The sequence below is a fragment of the Streptomyces sp. NPDC058240 genome, from assembly GCF_042882135.1.
GTDB lineage: Bacteria > Actinomycetota > Actinomycetes > Streptomycetales > Streptomycetaceae > Streptomyces.
The window spans coordinates 193,544-215,144 of record NZ_JBHVWT010000005.1 but is presented as its reverse complement, the minus strand read 5'-3'; the positions used below and the strand labels follow the sequence as shown (position 1 = coordinate 215,144).

At 70.8% G+C, this 21,601-nt stretch carries 21 protein-coding genes and 1 tRNA gene; 6 read left to right on the top strand and 16 right to left on the bottom strand.

The annotated features are described in order from the left end of the window. Positions 1–113 precede the first annotated feature (113 nt). Positions 114–1,094: a serine/threonine dehydratase gene (locus tag ACFVX4_RS13030; protein WP_389975411.1), complete on the top strand. Its 981-nt coding sequence runs from the start codon at positions 114–116 to the stop codon at positions 1,092–1,094. 102 nt (positions 1,095–1,196) lie between these two features. On the opposite strand, the gene ACFVX4_RS13025 is transcribed toward ACFVX4_RS13030, so the two are convergent. The 4 genes from ACFVX4_RS13025 to ACFVX4_RS13010 form a co-directional block, all read right to left on the bottom strand. Continuing rightward, positions 1,197–1,439, bottom strand: coding sequence for a hypothetical protein (locus tag ACFVX4_RS13025; RefSeq protein ID WP_389975408.1), 243 nt, complete (start codon positions 1,437–1,439; stop codon positions 1,197–1,199). Between the two features lie 84 nt (positions 1,440–1,523). Next, positions 1,524–2,417 (bottom strand): SDR family oxidoreductase, encoded by an 894-nt coding sequence (locus tag ACFVX4_RS13020; protein WP_389975405.1) that lies wholly within the window; start codon positions 2,415–2,417, stop codon positions 1,524–1,526. Then, positions 2,414–3,376: an alpha/beta fold hydrolase gene (locus tag ACFVX4_RS13015; protein WP_389975402.1), complete on the bottom strand. Its 963-nt coding sequence runs from the start codon at positions 3,374–3,376 to the stop codon at positions 2,414–2,416. Before ACFVX4_RS13015 ends, ACFVX4_RS13020 begins: the two co-directional genes overlap by 4 nt. Beyond that, the gene (locus ACFVX4_RS13010; RefSeq protein ID WP_389975399.1) at positions 3,373–4,896 is read right to left on the bottom strand and encodes a flavin-containing monooxygenase; all 1,524 of its coding nucleotides are present in this window, start codon (positions 4,894–4,896) and stop codon (positions 3,373–3,375) included. The genes ACFVX4_RS13015 and ACFVX4_RS13010 overlap by 4 nt, the downstream gene beginning before the upstream one ends. 251 nt (positions 4,897–5,147) lie before the next feature. Here ACFVX4_RS13010 and ACFVX4_RS13005 point away from each other — a divergent pair, with 251 nt between their 5' ends. Beyond that, positions 5,148–5,798 (top strand): MerR family transcriptional regulator, encoded by a 651-nt coding sequence (locus tag ACFVX4_RS13005; RefSeq protein WP_389975791.1) that lies wholly within the window; start codon positions 5,148–5,150, stop codon positions 5,796–5,798. Between the two features lie 100 nt (positions 5,799–5,898). On the opposite strand, the gene ACFVX4_RS13000 is transcribed toward ACFVX4_RS13005, so the two are convergent. Next, on the bottom strand, positions 5,899–6,714 hold the full coding sequence (locus ACFVX4_RS13000; RefSeq protein ID WP_266418213.1) for an exodeoxyribonuclease III: 816 nt from the start codon (positions 6,712–6,714) through the stop codon (positions 5,899–5,901). A 50-nt stretch (positions 6,715–6,764) separates the two neighbouring features. Between ACFVX4_RS13000 and ACFVX4_RS12995 the strand changes: the two genes are divergently transcribed. Beyond that, positions 6,765–7,244 (top strand): GNAT family N-acetyltransferase, encoded by a 480-nt coding sequence (locus tag ACFVX4_RS12995; RefSeq protein WP_385328999.1) that lies wholly within the window; start codon positions 6,765–6,767, stop codon positions 7,242–7,244. Here ACFVX4_RS12995 and ACFVX4_RS12990 read toward each other — a convergent pair. The 3 genes from ACFVX4_RS12990 to ACFVX4_RS12980 all read right to left on the bottom strand — a co-directional run bounded on the left by ACFVX4_RS12990 (position 7,196) and on the right by ACFVX4_RS12980 (position 10,057). Further along, the gene (locus ACFVX4_RS12990) at positions 7,196–8,446 is read right to left on the bottom strand and encodes a serine hydrolase domain-containing protein (protein WP_389975396.1); all 1,251 of its coding nucleotides are present in this window, start codon (positions 8,444–8,446) and stop codon (positions 7,196–7,198) included. The genes ACFVX4_RS12995 and ACFVX4_RS12990 overlap by 49 nt on opposite strands. Positions 8,447–8,532: 86 nt before the next feature. Beyond that, a complete protein-coding gene (locus ACFVX4_RS12985; RefSeq protein ID WP_389975393.1) occupies positions 8,533–9,318 on the bottom strand; it encodes an SAM-dependent methyltransferase in 786 nt (261 codons plus the stop codon). Positions 9,319–9,457: 139 nt separating this feature from the next. After that, positions 9,458–10,057, bottom strand: coding sequence for an ArsR/SmtB family transcription factor (locus ACFVX4_RS12980; RefSeq protein ID WP_389975390.1), 600 nt, complete (start codon positions 10,055–10,057; stop codon positions 9,458–9,460). A gap of 119 nt (positions 10,058–10,176) precedes the next feature. Between ACFVX4_RS12980 and ACFVX4_RS12975 the strand changes: the two genes are divergently transcribed. After that, on the top strand, positions 10,177–10,449 hold the full coding sequence (locus ACFVX4_RS12975; protein WP_389975387.1) for a hypothetical protein: 273 nt from the start codon (positions 10,177–10,179) through the stop codon (positions 10,447–10,449). Between the two features lie 116 nt (positions 10,450–10,565). Here ACFVX4_RS12975 and ACFVX4_RS12970 read toward each other — a convergent pair. From ACFVX4_RS12970 to galU, 7 genes are all read right to left on the bottom strand, one after another. Further along, a tRNA-Ala gene (locus ACFVX4_RS12970) sits at positions 10,566–10,639 on the bottom strand. 97 nt (positions 10,640–10,736) lie between these two features. Next, on the bottom strand, positions 10,737–11,879 hold the full coding sequence (glpR, locus tag ACFVX4_RS12965) for a gephyrin-like molybdotransferase receptor GlpR (protein WP_389975384.1): 1,143 nt from the start codon (positions 11,877–11,879) through the stop codon (positions 10,737–10,739). A 158-nt stretch (positions 11,880–12,037) separates the two neighbouring features. Then, positions 12,038–12,649, bottom strand: a complete 612-nt coding sequence (locus ACFVX4_RS12960) for a GNAT family N-acetyltransferase (RefSeq protein ID WP_389975381.1) — start codon at positions 12,647–12,649, stop codon at positions 12,038–12,040. 17 nt (positions 12,650–12,666) lie between these two features. After that, positions 12,667–13,191, bottom strand: a complete 525-nt coding sequence (locus ACFVX4_RS12955; RefSeq protein WP_389975378.1) for a molybdenum cofactor biosynthesis protein B — start codon at positions 13,189–13,191, stop codon at positions 12,667–12,669. Further along, a complete protein-coding gene (gene moaC, locus ACFVX4_RS12950; protein ID WP_389975375.1) occupies positions 13,188–13,688 on the bottom strand; it encodes a cyclic pyranopterin monophosphate synthase MoaC in 501 nt (166 codons plus the stop codon). The genes ACFVX4_RS12955 and moaC overlap by 4 nt, the downstream gene beginning before the upstream one ends. A gap of 123 nt (positions 13,689–13,811) precedes the next feature. Then, entirely contained in the window at positions 13,812–15,122 is a 1,311-nt protein-coding gene (gene glp / locus ACFVX4_RS12945; RefSeq protein WP_389975372.1) for a gephyrin-like molybdotransferase Glp, read from the bottom strand. A 4-nt stretch (positions 15,123–15,126) separates the two neighbouring features. Continuing rightward, complete coding sequence (gene galU, locus ACFVX4_RS12940) at positions 15,127–16,029, bottom strand: UTP--glucose-1-phosphate uridylyltransferase GalU (protein WP_389975369.1); 903 nt, start codon at positions 16,027–16,029, stop codon at positions 15,127–15,129. A gap of 106 nt (positions 16,030–16,135) precedes the next feature. Here galU and ACFVX4_RS12935 point away from each other — a divergent pair, with 106 nt between their 5' ends. Further along, on the top strand, positions 16,136–16,726 hold the full coding sequence (locus tag ACFVX4_RS12935; protein WP_389975366.1) for a 5-formyltetrahydrofolate cyclo-ligase: 591 nt from the start codon (positions 16,136–16,138) through the stop codon (positions 16,724–16,726). Here ACFVX4_RS12935 and ACFVX4_RS12930 read toward each other — a convergent pair. Next, complete coding sequence (locus ACFVX4_RS12930) at positions 16,723–19,473, bottom strand: penicillin acylase family protein (protein ID WP_389975363.1); 2,751 nt, start codon at positions 19,471–19,473, stop codon at positions 16,723–16,725. The two genes, ACFVX4_RS12935 and ACFVX4_RS12930, sit on opposite strands and share 4 nt — an antisense overlap. Positions 19,474–19,765: 292 nt before the next feature. Here ACFVX4_RS12930 and ACFVX4_RS12925 point away from each other — a divergent pair, with 292 nt between their 5' ends. Further along, complete coding sequence (locus ACFVX4_RS12925; RefSeq protein WP_389975360.1) at positions 19,766–21,319, top strand: potassium/proton antiporter; 1,554 nt, start codon at positions 19,766–19,768, stop codon at positions 21,317–21,319. Positions 21,320–21,601 lie beyond the last annotated feature (282 nt).

Here is a 21,601-nt window from a genome sequence, read left to right as displayed (position 1 = left end):
TGGCGTGCCACCCTGATGGGGACGCGCGAAAAGCTGCTTCCGCGAAGCCAGGGCGTGTTTTAGAAGTCCCACCATCCCGGCCTCCCGGCCCGACTCCCGGCAGGAGCAACAACGTGGACCAGCTCACGTACGACGACATCAAGGCCGCCACCGACCGGACCACCGGGCACATCCGCCCGGTCACCGTCGCACCCGTCGCCCCGGAAACGATCCGCACGGAGTCCGAGCAGCCCTACGAGCTCTGGTTCGCGCTGGAGTACATGCAGTACACCGGCTCCTTCAAGGCGCGCGGCGCGCAGAACTTCATCCAGGCCCACCGCGAGGCGGGCACTCTCCCCGACTCCGGGGTCACCATCGCCTCCGGCGGCAACGCCGGGCTGGCCTGCGCGTGGGCCGCCCAGCAGCAGGGCGTGCGGGCCACGGTGTTCCTGCCGAGCGTCGCCCCGGCGGTGAAGGTGGCCAAGCTGCGCGGCTTCGGGGCGGACGTGCGGCTGGTCGGCGCGGAGTACGCCGAGGCCCTCGAAGCGTGCGAGGAGTTCGCCGCCTCGTCCGGCGCGCTCGCCGCGCACGCCTACGACCACCCGCTGATCGCCGCCGGGGCCGGCACCCTGCTGGAGGAGATCCACGCCCGGATTCCCGGCCTGGACACCGTGGTGGTCTCGGTCGGCGGCGGCGGGCTGTTCGCGGGCGTCGCCACCGCCGCCCGGCACCACGGCATCCGCACGGTCGCCGTCGAGCCGGAGAACTGCCGGTCGCTGAACGCCGCCATCGAGGCCGGCCGGCCGGTCGACGTCCCCGTCGAGTCGGTCGCCATCGACTCCCTCGGCGCCCGACGTGCCACCGCCCTGGCCCTGCACGCCGTGCGCGAGAACGACGTCCGCTCCGTCCTCGTACCGGACGGGGAGATCGTCCGCGCCCGCCAGGCGCTGTGGGACCAGCGCCGCGTCGCCGTCGAGCACGCCGCCGCCACCGCGCTGGCCGCGCTCACCGCACCGGGCCCCGGCTACCGGCCGGGCGGCGGCGAGCGGATCGCCGTCGTGCTGTGCGGGGCGAACACCGACCCGGGCGACCTGGTGCACCCGGCCGGGAGCTGAGACCGGGGCCGCCGGAAGTCCCGGTCCGCGCCACGCGGAAGGGGCGTGCCCGGAGATCCGGGCACGCCCCTCACAGACAACGCGCAGTGTCGCGATGCGCCGTCAGCGGTCGCGGCGCTCGCGGAGCTCGTCCGCGGCGCCCCGGGCCTTGTCACGGCCCTGCTGCGACGTCTTCGAGGCCCGCTCGGACGCGTTCTGCGTCCGCTCCCGGCCCTCGGTGCGCATCCGCTCCTGGCCTTCGGTGCGCGTCCGCTCCTGGCCTTGGCTGCGGCCCTCGCCGGCCTTCTTCTTCGCCTGGTCGGCGAGCTCCTGCGCCTTGTCCTTGAACTGGTCTGCAATACCCATGCTGTTCACTCCTAGTGGGTGCTTGGGGGCGGTCCGTGAGGACCTCGTTCAGCGTCGCAGGCCCCGGCACCCACCGCATGTCGATCACTTACGCTGCGTAGTCGCCGCCCTCGCGTCCTGGTCAGCGGCGCCCCCGGCGCCCACCAGTCCCTTGCTCACGCCGTCCAGCCGGGACCCGAACCTGCGGACCTCCCGCTGTCCGACGACTCCTATCAGCGAGGGCAGGTAGCCCCGCACGGACTGCATCCCGCGCAGCCACCACTGCGCGTACACATGCGGGGACCGGCGCTCGATCCCGGCCACGATCCGGTCGACCGCGGGACCCAGCGGATACGTGCGGTTCGCCGGCCAGGGCAGCCGCTGCCGCAGTTCCCGCATCACGTCGTCCTGGTCGGCGCCCCGCACCATGTCCGTGTCGGTCCAGGACAGATAGCCGACCCCGACCTTCACGCCCCGGTATCCGACCTCGGCCCGCAGGCTGTGCGCGAAGGCCTCCACGCCCGACTTGGACGCGCAGTACGCGGTCATCATCGGCGCCGGTGTCATCGCCGCGAGGGAGGCGATCTGGAGGAAGTAGCCGCGGCTCTCCATGAGCACCGGCAGGAAGGCCCGCCCGGTCACCGCGCCGCCGATCAGATTGACCTCGATGACCCGCCGCCACGCCTCGGGGTCCGAGTCGACGAACGGCCCGCCCGAGGCGACCCCGGCGTTGGCGACGACGATGTCGATCTTCCCGAACCGCGCCTTGACCTCCTGGGCGACCCGCGCCATCGCCTCGTGGTCGGTGACGTCCGCGAACCAGTGGTCGCTCTCCGAGTGCAGCCGCTCGGAGACCTTCTTCAGCTCGTCCGGCTCCAGGCCGACCAGCGCGAGCTTCGCGCCGCGCGCCGAGAGCTTGCGGGCCAGCAGCTCGCCCACACCACGTGCCGCGCCCGTGACGACGACGACCTGTCCTTCGAGACTCCGCCTGTCGCTCATGCGACCTCCTCCTTCTCGGCCGTACCGTCCGTGCCTGCGTCCGTGCCCGCGTCCGCGCCCGCCGGGAGGTGCCCGGCGACGAGCTCCCGGATCTTCGCCGTGACCGCCTCCGGTGCCTCCACCGGCGTCATGTGGCCCATGCCCGTCAGCTCGGTGAGCCCGAGGCAGTCGGGCAGCGCCGCCGCGAGGGCGCGGGCCTGCGCGGGCGGCGTCATCCGGTCCTCCGTACCCGCGATCACGACCGCGGGCACCCGCAACTCCCGTACACCCGCGTCGAGATCAAGCTCCGCGAGAACGTGACCCCAGGGCGCCCTGGCGCCCCGCGGGCAGGCGTGCACGATCCGGGCGCAGGCGTCCACCCGGTCAGGGGCGGAGCCCGCTCCCATCGTCGCGTACTTGAGTATCCGCCGGGAAACCGGTGTGACCGGTCCGAGCGGGGCCTTCGCACGGAGGATCGCGCGGGTCATCCGGGTCCGCACGGCCCCGGCCCGGACTGGCACCACCAGCGACTCGGCGGCCAGCCGCGAACTGCCGGTGCTGCACAGCAGTACGGCCGCCGCGTGCTCGCGCAGCCCGGCCCGCCGCGAGGCCGCCGTGATCGTCATGCCGCCCATGGAGTGCCCGGCGAGCACGGCCTTCTCACCCGGTGCGAGGGTGGCGGCCAGCACTGCTTCGAGGTCGTCGGCGAGGGCGTCGGTGCTGTATCCCTCGCGGCCGACGGCGGGCGAACGGCCGTGGCCCCGCTGGTCGTAGACCACGACCCGGTGGTCCACCGCGAGGTCCCGGATCTGCGCGTCCCAGAATCGGGTACTGCACGTCCAGCCGTGCGCGAGGACCACCGCGGGGGCGCCGTCCCGCCCGTGCATCTCGACATGGATCCGGGCGCCGTCGGCGGAGAGCGCGGTCAGCTCCCGCGCGGGGACCGGCGGGGTGCCGTCGCGCCGCAGCAGCCGGCTCATCCCACGACCTCCTCGGCGACGGCCTTCGCCGCGGCGGTGGCCTGCTTCGGGACGCGTACGACCTCGTACTCCGAGAGGTCGACCGACCGTGTCACCTTGCGGAATTCGGCGGTGGTGCCCGGCCAGACGGTGGTGTTGCGCCCGTTGGCGTCCAGGTACCAGCTGTTGCAGCCGCCGGTGTTCCACACGGTGCGCTTCATCCGCTCCTGGACGCGGCGGTTCCAGGCCCCGACCGCCGAGGCCCGCGCGTCGAGTGCGACCCGTCCGCCCAGCACGTTCAACTGGCGCAGGTAGTCGGCCATGTAGTTCAGCTGGGACTCGATCATCAGGATCATCGAGGAGTTCCCGAGCCCGGTGTTGGGGCCGATGATCGTCATCCAGTTGGGGAAGCCGGCGGCGCTGGCACCGCGCAGCGCCTGCATGCCGTCCTTCCAGGAATCGGCGAGCGTGATGCCGTCCGCACCCACCACACGCTCGGCGATCGGCATGTCGGTGACGTGGAAGCCGGTGCCGAAGACGATCGCGTCGACCTCGGTCTCCGTACCGTCGGAGGCGACGAGCGTGGAGCCGCGCACCTCGGCCAGGCCGGAGGCGACCACGTCCACGTTGGGCTTCGCGAGCGCCGGGTAGTAGGCGCTGGAGAGCAGGATGCGCTTGCAGCCGATGCGGTACGAGGGGGTCAGCTTGGCCCGCAGCGCGGGGTCCTTGATGGCCCGCGCCATGTTGGCCTTGGCTATCTTCTCGACCATGCCCAGCTCGCCCGGGTGCTTGGTGAAGGCGCTGACCTGCAACTCCCGTATGCCCCACAGCAGTCCGCGGCGCGCGGTGCCGGTGATGGGCAGTGCGCGGTGCAGCCAGCGCTCGGCACCGCTGATCTTCCGGTCCATGCGCGGCATGACCCAGGGCGGGGTGCGCTGGAAGAGCGTCAGGCTGCCGACCTTCGGCTGGATCGCGGGCACGATCTGGATGGCGGAGGCGCCGGTGCCGATGACGGCGACGCGCTTGCCGGTCAGATCGGCGTCGTGGTCCCAGCGGGCCGAGTGGAAGACCTTGCCGGGGAAGTCGGCGAGACCGGGTATGTCCGGCGTCTTCGGGTCGGAGAGCGGACCGCTCGCGGAGACGACGACATCGGCGGTGAAGGAGGCCCCGTTCGCCGCCTCGATGGCCCAGTGCAGCTCTTCGCGGTCCCAGCGCATGACTGTCACTTCATGGCCCAGCCTGAGGTGCGGGCGCAGCCCGAAGGTGTCCGCCACATGCTCCAGGTAGGCGCGGATGTGCTCCTGCCCGGAGAAGGTGCGCGGCCACTCGGGGTTGGGTGCGAACGAGAACGAGTAGAGGTGGGACGGTACGTCGCAGGCGCAGCCCGGGTAGCTGTTGTCGCGCCAGGTGCCGCCGACGGATTCGGCCCGCTCCAGGACGACGAAGTCCGTGATGCCTTCGCGGCGCAGCCGGACCGCGGCCCCGAGGCCCCCGAATCCGGATCCGATCACCGCCACTCGTACGTGCTCGTGCTGGGCCATGCTGCCGCCTCCCGCGGTACGTCACACGACTCTGCCAGCAATCACTGGCATTGTTGGGAGAGTAGAGCAGCTCCGTACCGATGGGTAGGGGTACGGCAAGGGAAAGTTACCGGCGGTACAACATGCGGCCTCCCCGTGGCGGGGAGCGGATGGCGAGCGCCGTGGCAGGGCGTCGGGAGCCCGCCCCCTGCCACGGGGGAGGCCGGTAGGGTGCGAGGGTGGCTGACGGACGCGAGCACCGCGAATACCGCATGGAGGAGCTGGCCAAGAAGGCCGGCATCCCCGTGCGGACCGTGCGTTTCTACCGGGAGCGCGGACTGATCTCGCCGCCCCGCCGCGAGGGGCGCATCGCCTGGTACGACGACCACCACCTGGCCCGGCTGCGCACCATCACGGGCCTGCTGGAGCGCGGCCACACCCTCACCGGCATCGCCGATCTCGCCCGCACCTTCGAGAGCGGCCGCGATGTCGCCGAGGTGCTGGGCCTGGGCGAGCCGACCGAGGAGACGCCGGTACGCCTCACACCCGAGCAGCTCGCGGACTACTTCGAGGGCGAGACCACCGCGGAGAACCTGGCCGCCGCCCTCGACCTCGGCTATCTCGCCACCGACGGCGACGAGATCGTCCACATCAGCCGCCGCCTGCTGGAGGTCTCGTCCGAGCTGGTGCGGGAAGGGGTGCCGCTCGCCACGGTCCTCGCGGCCGGCCGCCGCGTCCGCGAGCACGCCGACGCGCTCGCCGAACTCTTCGTAGGCATCCTGGAGAACCACGGCGACGAGGCCGAACCGCCCCAACTCCGGCCGCTGGCCCGCGCGGTGATGGACGCGGAGCTCTCCATGGCCCTGGACCGGCGCCTGCGCCGCGAGAACACCGACGAGCCGCCGCGGAACCTCGAACCCTGACGGGCGGTCACACGAAGGCGGCTGCCGGGCCGGCGCTCTTGATCGCACGCCGGGACACTGCCCGGATCGAGCCGCCCGGCACTCCCCGCGTTCACACGCTCTACTGTTCGAAGACCACCGTCACCGGCGCGTGGTCGCTCCACCGCTCGGCGTGCGTCGCGGCCCGCTCGACCCAGCCCTTCACCGCGCGCCCGGCCAGCCCCGGCGTCGCCACCTGGTAGTCGATCCGCCAGCCCGTGTCATTGTCGAAGGCCCGCCCGCGGTAGGACCACCACGAGTACGGCCCCTCCTCGTCGGGATGCAGCGCCCGTACGACATCGACGTACTCGGCCTCGTCGAAGACCCGGGTCAGCCACTCCCGCTCCTCGGGGAGGAAGCCGGAGTTCTTCTTGTTGCCCTTCCAGTTCTTCAGGTCGGCCTCCTGGTGGGCGATGTTCCAGTCACCGCAGACCACCACCTCGCGGCCGTCGGCCGCGGCCCGCTTCTTCAGGCCCTTCAGATACGGGAGGAACGCGGCCATGAACCGCTCCTTCTCGTCCTGCTTCTCGGTCCCGACCTCGCCGGAGGGCAGATACAGGCTCGCGACCGTGACACCCGGCAGGTCGATCTCGACGTAGCGCCCGCTCGCGTCGAACTCCTCGCTCCCGGCGTCCCCGAAGCCGCCGAACCCGATCTGCACGCGCTCGGGCGCCCGCCGCGAGTAGAGGGAGACCCCGGCCCGCCCCTTGGCGGCGGCCGGCGCGTGCACGGTGTGCCAGCCCTCCGGCTCACGCACCTCCTCGGGCAGCTGCTGCGGCTCGGCCCGCACCTCCTGGAGGCAGATCACATCGGCTTCGGTCCGGGCCAGCCACTCGACGAAGCCCTTCTTGGCGGCGGCACGGAGCCCGTTCACATTGACGGAGGTCACAGTCAGCATCCCGGCACGATACCGACATTCACGAACCGCATACACGTACCATCATCCGTATGAATATCCACCCTCGGCCCTTCGACCACCCCGACGCCGTCAAACTCAACGACCAGGTGCAGCTCGAATACGCCGAGCGGTACGGGGACGAGGGCGATGTCACACCGCTCGACCCCTCGATGTTCGAGCCGCCGAACGGTCTGTATCTGCTCGCCTACGACGCGCGCGACCGCCCCGTCGCCACCGGCGGCTGGCGCACCCAGGACCGGAACGACGAGGGCTACTCGGACGGCGACGCCGAGCTCAAGCGGATGTTCGTGATACCCGAGGGCCGCGGCAACGGACTGGCGCGCCGCATCCTGGCCGCGCTGGAGGCCGACGCGCGGGCGGCGGGCCGGGTCCGCATGGTGCTGGAGACCGGGGACAAGCAGCCCGAGGCCATCGCGCTGTACGCGTCCAGCGGTTACGCCCCGTGCGAGAAGTTCGGCCACTACCGCATGTACGAGAGCAGCCGCTGCTTCGCCAAGCCGCTGCGGTAGCGGTCCCGGGCCTGAGAGGCTGTCGGGTGACCTCGGACCGGGCGGCCTCTCAGGCGTCGGCCGCGTACTTCCAGAACTCCCGCATCAGCGTGGGCGGGGTCGGTCCGGCCATTTCCAGCTGGGTCAGCAGGATGGCGACCGCGCCGGTGGAGGGCGTGAGGTGTCCCGCCGTTCCCGTGCCGCCCACCCAGCCGTAGCGTCCCGGTACGTTCCAGGGCTCGATGGCCTCGACGTCGACCGAACCGCCGTAGCCCCAGCCCTGCCCCTCCAGGAACAACGTGCTGCGCTCGCGTCAGATGGTCGGTGGTCATCAGCCGCACCGACTCGGCCGACAGCAGCCGGCGCCCGCCGGGGCTCCCTTCCGGGTTCCCCTCCGCGAGCAGCATCCGGGCGAAGGCGTACCAGTCGTCGGCGGTCGAGACCAGCCCGCCGGTGCCGGACGGGAACGCGGGCACGCTGCTCCACTGCCCGTCCGGGGCATCGACCAGCTGGAGGCCGCCGCCCTCCGGGGCGGTGCGGTAGTAGCTGGTGAACCGGTCGGCCTTGCCGGTCGGCACGGCGAATCCGGTGTCGGCCATGCCCAGCGGCTCGAACAGCCGATCCGCCAGGAACTCGGGCAACGGCCGGTCCGAGACCCGGGCGATCAGCACGCCGAGGATGTCGGAGCAGGTGTTGTACAGCCATGCCTCGCCCGGCTGGTCGAGCAGCGGGATACGGGACAGCGTGGCCATCCACGCGTCCGGCTCCTCGATGGCCTGGGGCTGCAGCGATCCCTGCTTCAGCTCGCTGAACAGCAGCCCGACCGCGGGCAGCGAGAAGTCCGACGGGAAGCCGTACCCGGCCCGGAAGGTGAGCAGATCGGCCACGGTGATGACCTTCTCGGCGGGCACCACGTCGTCGACCGGGGAAGCGTGCGTACGGACCACCTTCGGTGCCGCCAGCTCCGGCAGCCACTGCCGCACCGGTTCGTCCAGTGCGATCCGGCCCTCCTCGACCAGCATCATGGTCGCCGCAGCGGTGACGGGCTTGGTCATCGAGGCGATGCGGAAGATCGAGTCCCTGGCCATCGCGGCCGTACCGCCCGCATCGGCGGAGCCGACCGCCGCCACCTCGACCCGGTCGCCACGGGCCACCAGGCCCACGGCTCCCGGCGCCGATCCGCCGCCGACGTGCTTCTCCAGGAGATCGCGCAGATTGCTCATCGGTCCACCTTCCCGCTCGTGTGCCCAGAAGCAGGACCGCCGCACCGCCCCGGACTCATCGGTCCCGGAGGCGTTCCCCCGACGGCTCAGCGCACCCGGGCGACGCCCACGTAGAAGCCGCTGCGCTCCCGCACCGGCGCGGGCTCCTCGCGGTACCACTCCGTGGCGAAGACCAGCCCCGGCTCGACCAGGTCCAGCCCGTCGAAGAAGGGCTCGACCTCGCTCCGGGTACGCATCCGCAGCGGGATCGCCCCCTTCCTGTACGCGGTCTCGGTCTCCTGCTTGAGCTCCGGGTGCTGGTCGGCCGTGCCGTGCGAGAGCACCAGGAAGCTGCCTGCGGGGAGTGCGTCGACGAGGGTGCGGGTGAGACCGTACGGGTCCTCGTCGTCCGGCAGGAAGTGCATGAGCGCGATGAGGGAGAGCGCGATGGGCCGGTCGAAGTCGAGCAGCTCACGGGCGTGTTCGAGGATCACCTCGGGCCGGCGCACATCCGCGTGGAGGTAGTCGGTGATGCCCTCCGGCCTGCTGATCAGCAGCGCCTCCGCGTGCCGCAGGACGATCGGGTCGTTGTCCGCGTAGACGACCCGGGCGGACGGTGTGATGCCCTGGACGACCTGGTGCAGATTGGGTTCCGTGGGGATGCCGGTGCCGATGTCGAGGAACTGGTCGACCCCGCTGCGGGCCAGCCAGGCGGAGGCCCGGTGCATGAAGGCCCGGTTCCGCGCCGCGTTGCCCCGCGCCTCCTCGGGCAGCTTCTCCGCCACCTGCTGGTCGACCGGGTAATTGTCCTTGCCGCCCAGCAGCCAGTCGTAGACGCGCGCGGGGTGGGGCTTGCTGGTGTCGATCTGGGGCCTGGGCATGCCGGCTTTCACAGGGACGCTCCTCCGTACGGAAAATCACGAGCAGCTGAGAACTCGGCCTGACGCGGGAACACCCCCGGCAGCACACACGGAACAGGCGAGCACCGCCAGCGTAGTTGGCCCCGCCGAAACCGCCCGACGGCCCCCGCCGTCACGGCTCCTCCCACGGCGGCGGCGCGGCCCTGCCCCCGTCGTCGGGCAGCATCACCAGGCGTACGGCCATCTGACGTGCGTCCGGCGGGTGTTCGCCGGGCGGGCTGGTGTACTTGTGCAGCAGCGCCTGGTACTCCTCGGCGAACGAGGCGACCTGCTCCTTCGTCATCCGCAGCCCGGCGCGGTAGATCTGGTTCCACCCCGCCGAGGCGTCGTAACCGGCGTACGCCTTCACGACCAGGTTCAGGTCATGGGTCATCTTGAGCGCGCCGAGCTTCACGGCGGCCTCGCGCTCGTCCTCGGTCATCTCCAGGCCGGGTGTCGTGAAGATGTTCGTCATGAGCGACTTCCACCAGCGCTCCCGCCCGGTGGAACGCTCCTCGATCTCCGCGATCAGATTCAGCTCGGCGAGCTTGCGCAGGTGGTAGCTGGTGGTGCCGGTGGACTCGCCGAGGGCCTTGGCGACGCTGGTGGAGTTCGCTTCGCCGTGTTCGCCGAGATAGCTCAGGATGTCGCGGCGCACCGGGTTGGACAGCGCCTTGTAGAAGGCCTTGAGGTCCGGGCCGGTGAGCACTCTCGTCTCGGGACGCTCGACCATGCCCGCCAGCATAGTGCAGAGGTTCTCTGCAATCGTTGCAGAGATTGTTTGCAGAATCTCTCTGCAATGATTACGTTGGCCCGGGAGGCGCCACCGGGCGCCGGGATTCGGGGGTATCCATGTCTGATTCGCTTGACGCCCGGACGCGGGACGAGATCGACGACCAGGTGGCGGAGGCCTTCGACGCCTACCTGTCCGACCGTCTGGCCGAGCGGGGCCCGCTGCGCGCGGCCCTCACCACGGGGCGCGGCGCCCGGGTCGTGCTGGGCACGGTCGCCCTCGGCGCCCTCGCAACGGCGCTCACGCCGGGCGGCATTGCCGCCATCTGCTGGATCTGGGGCGCGATCACGGTGATCGACGTCGCCTGGCTGTGGGCGGCCCACCGCCGCTGACGATCCGTGAGCCGATTCGCCGCACATCCTTCGCGGCACGGCCCTTCACGGAAAGCGGGCCTCAAACGACAAGATCCCGCCCGATCTTTCGATCGGACGGGATCTCGTGTGTGCGGTGGACCTGTGGGGATTTGAACCCCAGACCCCCTCGATGCGAACGAGGTGCGCTACCAGACTGCGCCACAGGCCCTTGCAACGAGTGAAACTCTAGCACCCCGAACGGGGTGCTCGGAAATCCGGTCCGTGCTGGTCAGCCGAGGCGGGGACGCAGCGGGGCCCGGGACGGCTCACTCGTTGGCGGCTCGGGGGCGTTCCCCGTCCTCGTACTGGTCGAAGAGCGGCGTCCGGCCCCGGTCGCGGGCGCGGCGGGACTGGTTGGTGCGCTGACGCGGCGCCGGGTCGACCGGGGGTGCCACGGGATGCGAGGTGCCCGTCTGGGTCGGCTCGGCGGCGCTGGAGCGGGCCGCGCTCCACGTCTCCGGGTTGCCGACCTCGACGCCGCCCGTGGCGCGCGGGGCGACCGGGGCGGTGACGTAGGTCGGCAGCGGGACCGGGACCGGCTCCCAGCTGTCGCCCTGGCCCCGGCCGCGTTCGCGCTGCTGGTCGACCCATTCCGCGTGGTCCGTCTGCTCGACCAGGGCGCGGCGGCCGGCCTCCTGCGGGGAGACCGCGGGCGCGGGCTCCGGCTCGGGGCGGCGCGCTTCGGGCTCCTCGTCGGGCTCGGCGGGGGCCGCCGCGGCCGGCTGGTGCCTGCGGGGACGGTTCTCGCGCAGATGCTGCGCCGCCACCTCGGCCCGGCGCCGGTCCATGGTGAAGGCGAACCGGCGCCGCTCCTGGGTCCGCAGATGCACGATGTACGTGCTCAGCAGCACGGCCGGAACCGCGGGTGCCCAGAGGAAGTGGAGGCCGCCGACCGCCGCGACGACCGCGCCGAGGGTGAAGGCCAGGAAGAGGACGACGGTGGTGCGCCGACGGCGCGCGAGGACCTGGAGGCGCTGGGCGCGCCGGACGCGCTCGGCGTCCGTTCCGCCCGGACGCGGGCGTGCGCGCCGCGCGGAGGACGGTGCCTGTGCCCGTGCCGGCTCGGGACGCTCCCCGGCCGTGCGCTCGGGCCCGCGCGCCGGGTCGTACACCCGGGCTTCGGTATGCGCGTCGGGCGCGGCGAAGGCCCGGACGTCCACGGAGTCCATTCGGTCCGTGGCGACGTCCGGGTCGGCGTCGGGCTCCGCCTCCTCGGCAGTGCGCTCCCGCAGGTCCTTGGCGTACCGGCGCTCCATCGCCGCCCGTCCGGACAGCAGCCGGATGGCGGTGCTGAAGCGTTCCGTCGGACGGGCTTCGTTGAGCTCGTCCTGCCTGCGGAGCCACATCGGCACCAGGTAGGCGGCCCAGGCCCCGACGATGACTGCGTAGATGAGGCCGCTGCTGCTCACGTCTCACACCGTAGAGGGGTTTGCGCGGGGGCATCCGCCAATTGGCCCGGTGTGTCGCACGATCCGGCTGATATCACGGACTTTTTTTGTGATTGTTGAGATCAGCCATGGGTGTTTGTGCGTTCGCCACCGGTCAACCGCCGATAAATATCGAACACTTATTTTATTTCCCGTGGCGTTCCTGGTCGTGCCCGGTGCCAGCGCCGGAGCAGTCCGTCGGGTACTTCCTCCGCGGTGAGCGCGTAGATCAGATGGTCCCGCCAGGCACCGTCGATGTGGAGATAGCGCGGGCGCAGGCCTTCCTCGCGGAATCCCAGTTTCTCCACGACTCTTCTGCTGGGCCCGTTCTCCGGCCGAATGCACACCTCGATGCGGTGCAGCCCGACCGTGCGGAAGCAGTGGTCGACGGCGAGGGCGACCGCGGTCGGCATCACACCGCGACCGGCCACCTCCTGGTCGACCCAGTAGCCGACATGGCCCGAGCACATCGAGCCCCAGGTGATCCCGGCGACCGTCAGCTGACCGACCAGCCGGCCCTCGTACTCGATGGCGAAGGGCAGCATCCGGCCCGCGTTGGCCTCGGCGCGCAGATGACGGACCATCTGACGGTACGTGGGGCGCTGGGCCACCGGTCCGCCCGGGGCGGGCGGCGGCACGGTCGCCTCCCAGGGGCGCAGCCAGTCACGGTTGCGCCGGTTGACCTCGCGCCACATGCGCTGGTCGCGCAGCTTGATCGGACGGAGCACGATCTCGCCGTCGCTGAGGACCACCGGCCAGGTCGAGACGTTCAGCTCGGGCTCCCCGGTCGGGGGTGATCGCCGCCGCGCAACTGGTCGACGGCGTGCACCAGGAGACGGGCGAGGACGGCGAGGCCGTCGCGCACCCCGCCGGTGGAGCCCGGCAGGTTCACGATGAGCGTGCGGCCCGCGACGCCCGCGAGGCCCCTGGAGAGCGCGGCGGTGGGGACTTTGTCGCGGCCCTCGGCGCGGATCGCCTCGGGGATGCCGGGGATCTCGTGGTCGAGGACGCGGCGGGTGGCCTCGGGTGTGCGGTCGGTGGGCGAGATGCCCGTACCGCCGGTCGTGACGATGACGTCGTACCCGGCGTCCGCTCCGGCGCGCAGGGCCTGTTCGACCGGGTCGCCGTCGGGCACGACCTGCGGTCCGTCGACGGCGAAGCCGAGGTCCTTGAGCGCCTCGGAGATCAGGGGGCCGCCCTTGTCGGCGTAGACGCCGGCCGAGGCGCGGTTGGAGGCGGTGACCACCAGGGCGCGGTAGGGGGACGGGGCCGGTGACGCCCCGGGCGCCGTCACGCGTCCGCTCCGTCCGCCTCGTTGCGCCGGTAGTCGCCGGACTTGCCGCCCGACTTCGACTCGACCCGTACGTCCGTGATGACCGCCGCCTTGTCGACCGCCTTGATCATGTCGATCACGGTCAGCGCGGCGACGGAGACGGCGGTCAGGGCCTCCATCTCGACGCCGGTGCGGTCCGTGGTCTTCACGGTGGCCGTGATCTCCACCGCGTCGTCGGCGACGCCCAGGTCGACCTCGACGCCGGAGACGGCCAGCGGGTGGCAGAGCGGGATCAGGTCGGGGGTGCGCTTGGCGCCCATGATCCCGGCGATACGGGCGGTGGCCAGTGCGTCGCCCTTGGGGACTCCTTCGCCGCGGAGCAGCTCGACGACGCGCGGCGAGACGAGGACCCGGCCACTGGCACGGGCCACCCGCGCGGTGACGTCCTTCTCCGAGACGTCGACCATGCGGGCCGCGCCCGCCTCGTCGATGTGCGTCAGCCTGTTCTGCGTACTCAACTAACTCCGCCTCGCGGTAGGGCGCCGGTTGCCCTCTCGGCCCGCACCGGGGTGCGGGCCGGGGGCCCGGGGGTGTCCCCGGGAAGGCACAGCGGCAGACACCGTACCGCCACCGCCCGGCGATCAGCGGAGCAGGACCACCTCGGTGTCCGTGCCGGGCTCGGCGGAGGTGACGTCCTCGGGCAGCACGATGAGCGCGTCCGCCTGCGCGAGTGCGGCGATCAGATGCGACCCGGAACCGCCGACGGGGGTGACCGTGCCGGCCTCCGCGTCGTACGTACCGCGCAGGAACTGGCGCCTGCCGGACGGCGAGGAGAGTGCCTTGTCCGTCTTCAGCACGGCCCGGATGGTGGGGCGGTTCACGTCCGGCAGACCCATCAGGGCGCGGATCGCGGGCCGTACGAACAGCTCGAAGGAGATGTACGACGAGACGGGGTTGCCCGGCAGCGCCAGCAGCGGTGTGTGGTCGGGGCCGATCGAGCCGAAGCCCTGCGGCTTGCCCGGCTGCATGGCGAGCTTGCGGAAGTCGATGCCGCTGCCCGGTTCGTCCTCGTCGCCCACCGAGGACAGGGCTTCCTTGACGACGTCGTACGCGCCGACGCTGACGCCTCCGGTGGTGACGACGATGTCGGCGCGGATCAGCTGGTCCTCGATGGTGGCGCGGAGCGTATCGGCGTCGTCGGTGACGGCGCCGACCCGGTAGGCGATCGCTCCGGCGTCCTTGGCCGCGGCCGTGAGCGCGAAGCTGTTCGAGTCGTAGATCCGGCCGCCGGTCAGTTCCTCGCCGGGCTGGACCAGTTCGCTTCCGGTGGAGATGACGACGACGCGCGGCCGGGGCCGCACCTTCACCGTCGACCGGCCGATCGCGGCGAGCAGGCCGATCTGCGGCGGGCCGACGACCGATCCGGCGCTCAGCGCCAGATCGCCCGGCCTGACGTCGCTGCCGCGGGCCCTGACATGGGCGCGGGCCTCGACGGGGCGGTGCACCCGGACCTCGCCGCCCGCGGCCTCCGGGGCGTCCCGGTGGGAGCGCATGGTGTCGGCGGGGCCGCCGCCCGTGCCGCCGTCGGTCCACTCGACCGGGACCACGGCCTCGGCACCGGCCGGCAGCGGGGCGCCGGTCATGATGCGGGCGGCCTCACCGGGGCCGACGGCCCGGTCGCCGGGCAGACCGTCATCGCCCGCCGCGACGTCACCGATGACGGTGAGCACCGCGGGGAACTCCTCGTCGGCGCCCTCGACATCGGCGACGCGGACCGCGTACCCGTCCATCGAGCTGTTGTCGAAGGGCGGCAGCGCGATCTCCACCATGACGTCCTCGACGAGGACGCAGCCCTGGGCATCGTGCAGTTGCAGCTCGATGGGTTCGAGCGGGCGCACCGCTTCGAGAATGTCTGCCAGGTGCTCGTCCACCGACCACATCGTGCTGCTCAAAGTGCTACATCTCCTCGGTGACGTAACTGCGGAGCCAGGTCTTGAAGTCCGGTCCCAGGTCTTCACGTTCGCACGCGAGTCTGACAATGGCACGGAGGTAATCGCTCCGGTCACCGGTGTCATAGCGGCGGCCCTTGAAGACGACACCGTGCACGGGGCCGCCGGCCTTCTCGTCCTCGGCAAGGAGCTGGAGCGCGTCGGTGAGCTGGATCTCGCCGCCGCGGCCCGGCTCGGTCCTGCGCAGTATCTCGAAGACGGCGGGGTCCAGGACATAGCGGCCGATGATGGCGAGGTTGCTGGGCGCCTCGGCGGGGTCGGGCTTCTCGACGAGGCCGGTGATGCGCACCACATCGCCTTCGGCGGTGGGCTCGACGGCCGCGCAGCCGTACTGGTGGATCTGCTCCGGCGCGACCTCCATCAGCGCGATGACGCTGCCGCCCTCGCGCTCCTGGATCTCGACCATGCGGGCCAGCAGCGGGTCGCGCGGGTCGATCAGGTCGTCGCCGAGAAGGACCGCGAACGGCTGGTCACCGACGTGCGGTGCGGCGCACAGCACGGCGTGGCCGAGGCCGCGCGGGTCGCCCTGCCGGACGTAGTGCATGGTGGCCAGGTCGCTCGACTCCTGGACCTTCTTGAGCCGCTCGGCGTCTCCCTTCCGGGTGAGCGCGGACTCCAGCTCGTAATTGCGGTCGAAGTGGTCCTCGAGCGGACGCTTGTTGCGGCCGGTGATCATCAGCACGTCGGAGAGACCGGCGGCCACCGCCTCCTCGACGACGTACTGGATCGCGGGCTTGTCGACCACAGGCAGCATCTCCTTGGGAGTGGCTTTGGTGGCCGGCAGGAAGCGGGTACCGAGCCCCGCGGCCGGAATGACAGCCTTGCTGATCCTGGGGTGCGACTGAGTCATGCGCAGAACCATAACTGGTGCGTATGTGAGGAAGATGAGGGTCCGGTTAACTTTGTACGCCTATATGCACATGCGAGAGATCCAGGGGTGCCCGTTGAGCACAGAGATGTCCCGAAAGGCGCAGCTCCGACGTGAACTGCTGGCCGCACGGCGTCTTCTGACCGAGGAAGACGTGGAGAACGCCGCGATGGTTCTGTCCCGGGGCGCACTGGATCTCGCGGAGTTGTCCGGGGCCCGTACCGTCGCCGCCTACGTCTCGGTGGGCAGCGAGCCGGGTACCCGCGCCCTGCTGGACGCGCTGCGCGCCCGTGATGTGCGGGTGCTGCTGCCGGTTCTCCTCGCGGACAACGATCTGGACTGGGCACCGTACGAAGGAGCCGACCGTCTCGTCGGAGCCGGCCGCGGACTGCTGGAGCCGGACGGCGCGCGGCTCGGCCCCGAAGCGGTCCTGGAGGCGGACGCGGTCCTGCTGCCGGGCCTCGCGGTGGACGGGCGCGGGATGCGGCTCGGGCGCGGCGGCGGCAGCTACGACCGGGTGCTGGCCAGGCTCGCCGCGGCCGGGGCGCATCCGGCGCTGATCGTCCTGCTGTACGACAACGAGGTGGTCGCGCGGGTCCCGGAGGAACCGCACGACCACCCCGTGGACGTGGTGGTGACACCGGCCACGACCCGCCGGACGGGCCGTCAGGGCCGCTAGGGCTTGAGGGTCAGGGTGTCGGTCGTCGTCTTGGAGACGGCGTTCGTGCCGTAGGACCAGTCGAGCAGTTCACCGTTGACCCACTTGTCGGTCTGATCGGTGTAGTGCGCGCTGAACGCGTGCCCGGAGGCGCCGGTGAGGTTGATCCAGCGGGACTTGTCCCAGTCCCCCACATTGACCACCATCCGCATCGACGGGACCCAGACGACCTCGTAGCCGCCCGCCGCGTTCCAGCCGGTGGCGTTCACCGCGGCCTCGCCGCCGCCGAGGTTCCACGGGCCGCGGTTGAGGGCCCGCTGGAGCAGGCCGGGGCCCTCGGTGCCGAGGGTCTGGTTCTTCAGGGTCAGCTGGTGCAGCCGGCCCCAGCTCCAGGTGGTGATGTCCTTGCCGAGCTTGGCGGTCAGCTCCCAGCGGGCGTCCTCCATGGCGCGGGCGAAGAGCTGGTCACGGTTCTCGGTCGGCTCGTTCCGGCCGCTCCTCGGCGCCTTCCACCAGTCGCTGTTCTGGTCGTCCATCAGGTCGGCGACCACCTGGTACCAGCGGTCACCGCCGTCGGGCTGGGCGGAGTCCGCGTCGCGCCGGCCGCACTCGCGCACCAGCCTGTCCTGCTCGTCGACCGGGCCCGAACCGCCGGCCCGGGGCACGTTGAGGCACTCGCCCTCGACCCGCAGCTCCTTGGGCAGCTTGTTGCCGAAGGCCAGCTTGAGGATGTTGCGCCAGACCGCGTTGAAGTACGCGGCCGCGGCCGAGTCGGACTCCTGGGTGTAGTCCCAGCCCTCCAGGAGCTTCTGTGCCTCGCGAACGCTCTTGTCCGAGACATTGATCTTCATCAGCTCGGGCACCAGCAGCGCGGCGATCTCGCTGGTGTTGTCCATCTGCATCTTCTGCATGTCTTCGGTCGAGATCTTCCCGCCGCCCTTGATCTTCGACTGGATCAGGTCGTCGATCCGCTGGCTGCGGGTGCCGTAGCCCCAGTCCTTGGTCAGCAGGTGGGGGTACTTCTTCTCGTCGATCACGGCCTGGTTGGCGGTGACGATGTAGCCGCGCTTCGGGTCGTACTCGTAGGGCAGCTCGTCGAACGGGACCGGGTCCTTCTTCCAGCCGTAATCCGAGGACCAGCCGGGGCTGGGCATCGTGCCGTCGCCCTTGAGGCGCACCGGGATCGTGCCGGGTGCCTGGTAGCCGATGTGGCCCTTGGTGTCGGCGTAGATGAGGTTCTGCGAGGGGACCTCGAAGTGCTCGGCCGCCGCCCGGAAGGTGGTGAAGTCCTTGGCCCGGTTGAGCTCGAAGACCGCGTCCATGGACTTGCCGGGTTCCAGTGCGGTCCACTTCAGGGCGACCGCGTAGCCGTCGGACCGGTCCGGCGCCGCGTTGGTGACGGGGGCCTTCTGGCCGACCTTCTCCATTTCGCTGCTGCGGTCGGAGACCAGCGGGCCGTTGTTCGTCTCGCGGACGGTGATCTTCCGGTCCTTGCCGCCGGCGACCTTGATGGTCTCGTCGCGGGTGGTGAAGGGCTTGACCTTGCCGTCGTACAGGTAGCCGTCGCCGGAGACCTTCTCCAGGAAGAGGTCGGTGACGTCCGCGCCGAGGTTGGTGAAGCCCCAGGCGATGTCCTGGTTGTGACCGATTATCACGCCGGGCATGCCGGAGAAGGTGTAGCCCGCGGTGTCGTACTGGCACTTCGCCGTGATCTCGCGGCAGTGCAGGCCCATCTGGTACCAGAGCGAGGGCAGCTGCGGCGCCAGGTGCGGGTCGTTGGCGAGCAGCGGCTTGCCGGTCGTCGTGTAGTCGCCGGAGACCACCCAGGAGTTGGACCCGATGCCGTTGCCGTTCGGGCCGAGCAGCGCCGGGATCTGGTCGAGGGTGTCGGAGAGCGAGGAGAGCTGGGTGTTCAGGCCCTCGGTGGCGCCCTGCATGGTGTTCGAGCCGATGGAGTCGGACGGGGTCGCGTCCGGGTCGAACTTGCCGGTGACCGAGGAGATCGCCCCCTGGTCGACGATCGGCCGGTGCTTCTCGTACGGGTACGCCGGGTAGAGGTCCTCGATCTGCTTCGCGTCGAGCCTGCTGGTCATCAGCGAGCGGTCGATCTCGTCCTGCATGTTGCCGCGCAGGTCCCAGGCCATGGCCTTGAGCCAGGCGACCGAGTCGACCGGGGTCCACTCGGTCGGCTTGTAGTCGTTGGTGAAGCCGAGGGCCGCGTACTCGACGGAGATGTCCTTGCCGTCGCGCCCCTTGAGGTAGGCGTTGACGCCGTCCGCGTACGCCTGGAGGTTCTTCTTGGTGTCCTCGGACAGGACGTTGTCGTACTCCTCCTGCGCGACCTTGCGCCAGCCCAGCGTGCGCAGGAAGGAGTCCGTCTCGACCTGGCCGGAGCCGAACATCTCGGAGAGCCGGCCGGCCGTCATGTGACGGCGGACGTCCATCTCCCAGAAGCGGTCCTGCGCCTGGACGAAGCCCTGGGCACGGAAGAGGTCGGCGTCGGAGTCGGCGTACAGCTGCGGGATCCCGTAGCTGTCGCGCTTGACGTCGACGCTGCCGTCGAGGCCGTCGAGCTTCGTCGACCCGGTTGTCTGCGGGTACGAGGCCCGCACGGTGGATACGGACCAGAACGCCCCGTAACCGATACCCGCGACAAGCGCCAGCACCAGAACGATCACGATCAGGCGGGCACGTCGCCCCTTCTTCCTGCCGGTCTTCGCACCGGCGGAACCGGTGGAGGCGGAAGAGACGGTGGTATTGGCGGGCATCGCTGTCCTTCGAGGGGCAGGTGGTCCTGGGAGTGCAGGAGCAACCATAGGCGCAGCGCCGGTGCGGCTCTGACGCGGTATCGGGATGGTTCGAATTGCATAGCGGTCGTACGAACGCTCGAACGCGTCAAGAAAACGTTAAAGATTAGGTAAGGTAACGAAGTACCGGCCGCCAACGGCCGATGCCGAAGGTCGATCGACTCGGCAGGCGTACGCAGGGAAGGAACGGCCACTGTCTGTCCACACGCTCAACGAACTCCTGCTCGTCTGCTCGCTCGTTCTGCTCGTCGCGGTGGCGGCGGTGCGCATCTCGTCCCGCAGCGGGCTCCCCAGCCTGCTCCTGTACCTCGGCATCGGGATCGCCATAGGGCAGGACGGCATCTTCGACGTCAAGTTCGACAATGCGGAACTGACCCAGGTCATCGGCTACGCCGCACTCGTCGTGATCCTCGCCGAGGGTGGCCTGGGCACGAAGTGGAAAGAGATCAAACCGGCGCTGCCCGCCGCGGTGATGCTCTCGCTGGTCGGCGTCGCGGTGAGCGTGGGCGTCACGGCGGCCGGGGCGCACTACCTGGTCGGCCTGGACTGGCGGCAGTCGCTGATCATCGGCGCGGTCGTCTCGTCGACGGACGCCGCAGCGGTCTTCTCCGTACTGCGCAAGGTGCCGCTGCCCGCCCGGGTCACCGGTGTGCTGGAGGCCGAGTCCGGCTTCAACGACGCCCCCGTGGTGATCCTGGTGGTCGCCTTCTCGACCAGGGGGCCGGTGGACAGCTGGTACGTCCTGGTCGGCGAGATAGCCCTGGAGCTCGCCATCGGCGCGGCCGTGGGTATCGCCGTCGGCTGGCTCGGCTCGTTCGGACTGCGTCATGTGGCGCTGCCCGCCTCCGGCCTCTACCCGATCGCCGTGATGGCGATCGCGGTGTCCGCGTACGCGGCGGGCGCACTGGCCCACGGCAGTGGCTTCCTCGCCGTCTATCTGGCCGCGATGATCCTCGGCAACGCCAAGCTGCCGCACTGGCCGGCCACCCGCGGCTTCGCCGACGGACTCGGCTGGCTGGCCCAGATCGGCATGTTCGTGCTGCTCGGGCTCCTGGTCACACCGCACGATCTGTACGACGACTTCTGGCCCGCGGTCATCGTGGGACTGGTGCTGACCGTGGTGGCGCGTCCGCTGGAGGTCTTCATCTCGCTGGCGCCGTTCCGGCTGCCCTGGCAGGAGAAGGCGCTCATGTCCTGGGCGGGGCTGCGCGGCGCCGTACCCATCATCCTGGCGACCATCCCGATGGTCGCCGGGGTCGAGGGCTCCACCCGCGTCTTCAACATCGTCTTCGTCCTCGTCGTCGTCTACACCCTCATCCAGGGACCGACCCTGCCCTGGCTGGCGAAGGCCCTGAAGATCTCCGACGATCCGGCCGAGGCCGCCGACCTGGGCATCGAGTCGGCGCCGCTGGAGCGGCTGCGCGGCCATCTGCTGTCGGTGGCGATCCCCGGCCCGTCGAAGATGCACGGCGTGGAGGTCGGGGAGCTGCGGCTGCCCGCCGGGGCCGCCGTCACCCTCGTCGTGCGGGACGGCAAGAGCTTCGTACCGGCGCCCTCGACCGTGCTGCGGCGGGGCGACGAGCTGCTGGTGGTCGCCACCGACCCGGTGCGCGACGCCGCGGAGGAACGGCTGCGCGCGGTCGGCGAGGGCGGCAAGCTCGCGGGCTGGCTGGGGGCCGGCGGCAGAGGTGGCGGCGGCGAGAGCCCCGGGTCCCACGCGGGACACGATGTGGTCCACGACATGACACACGCGCTGAAATCCGTGAAGCGGCGGGGGAAGTCGGGCGGACCGAAGGCGCACCACTGAGGTGCACGCATTGCGCGTGCACCCGGTGGGGCGCTTCCGATCCGAGGTGTCGGTGGAGTCCTTGCGCTCAATCACAGGTGCGCAAGGACCTCTGCCTGTATCATGAAGGGAACCCGATCGACCCCTGTGACGGGGCCGGTCGACCCGAACGACCAACCCGATCGACCAACCCGAACGACCAACTCTGCCTGACGCAGAGCTGGCGCGACCGTATGGCGGTCGTGGCGTCCTCCGCCTCTGCTGAGCGCCCGGCATCTACCGCAGTCCCGCGCGAAGAGGACA

Bases quoted from the DNA above. Each gene is read 5' to 3' on its own strand.
- ACFVX4_RS12975 (WP_389975387.1), top strand. From the start codon at position 10,177: ATGTCTGATTCGCTTGACGCCCGGACGCGGGACGAGATCGACGACCAG.
- galU (WP_389975369.1), bottom strand. From the start codon at position 16,029: ATGACTCAGTCGCACCCCAGGATCAGCAAGGCTGTCATTCCGGCCGCG.
- ACFVX4_RS12980 (WP_389975390.1), bottom strand. From the start codon at position 10,057: ATGGTCGAGCGTCCCGAGACGAGAGTGCTCACCGGCCCGGACCTCAAG.
- ACFVX4_RS13015 (WP_389975402.1), bottom strand. From the start codon at position 3,376: ATGAGCCGGCTGCTGCGGCGCGACGGCACCCCGCCGGTCCCCGCGCGG.
- ACFVX4_RS13025 (WP_389975408.1), bottom strand. From the start codon at position 1,439: ATGGGTATTGCAGACCAGTTCAAGGACAAGGCGCAGGAGCTCGCCGAC.
- ACFVX4_RS13005 (WP_389975791.1), top strand. From the start codon at position 5,148: ATGGAGGAGCTGGCCAAGAAGGCCGGCATCCCCGTGCGGACCGTGCGT.
- ACFVX4_RS12995 (WP_385328999.1), top strand. From the start codon at position 6,765: ATGAATATCCACCCTCGGCCCTTCGACCACCCCGACGCCGTCAAACTC.
- ACFVX4_RS12935 (WP_389975366.1), top strand. From the start codon at position 16,136: ATGTCCCGAAAGGCGCAGCTCCGACGTGAACTGCTGGCCGCACGGCGT.
- ACFVX4_RS13000 (WP_266418213.1), bottom strand. From the start codon at position 6,714: ATGCTGACTGTGACCTCCGTCAATGTGAACGGGCTCCGTGCCGCCGCC.
- ACFVX4_RS13020 (WP_389975405.1), bottom strand. From the start codon at position 2,417: ATGAGCGACAGGCGGAGTCTCGAAGGACAGGTCGTCGTCGTCACGGGC.
- ACFVX4_RS12990 (WP_389975396.1), bottom strand. From the start codon at position 8,446: ATGAGCAATCTGCGCGATCTCCTGGAGAAGCACGTCGGCGGCGGATCG.
- ACFVX4_RS13010 (WP_389975399.1), bottom strand. From the start codon at position 4,896: ATGGCCCAGCACGAGCACGTACGAGTGGCGGTGATCGGATCCGGATTC.
- ACFVX4_RS12930 (WP_389975363.1), bottom strand. From the start codon at position 19,473: ATGCCCGCCAATACCACCGTCTCTTCCGCCTCCACCGGTTCCGCCGGT.